1 pseudogene is annotated in these 231 nt (G+C 64.1%); it reads left to right on the top strand.

From position 1 onward, the window contains the following. A pseudogene (locus tag FNJ47_RS49110) lies at nucleotides 1–231 on the top strand (IS5/IS1182 family transposase); the annotation flags it as partial.

Raw genomic sequence — 231 nt, 5'->3', positions numbered from 1 at the left:
GATGTCCCGTGCGGTTCACGCTCACCGCGGGCCAGAAGGGCGATGCACCGCAAGCCGCCACATTGATCGAGGGACTGTCCGCCGGGGTCGTCATGGCCGATACAGCCTATGACGCCGATCACTTGCGTCAGGCCATCGCAGCCAAGGGCGCGCTCGCCGTCATTCCCAACAACCCGTCACGCGCGCTCAAATACCCACTCGACAAGCATCTCTACGCCCAGCGTCATCTCG

This window comes from Bradyrhizobium uaiense (genome assembly GCF_010811875.1).
In the GTDB taxonomy this organism is placed as follows: Bacteria; Pseudomonadota; Alphaproteobacteria; order Rhizobiales; family Xanthobacteraceae; genus Bradyrhizobium; species Bradyrhizobium uaiense.
This window is presented reverse-complemented; position numbering and strand designations above follow the sequence as displayed.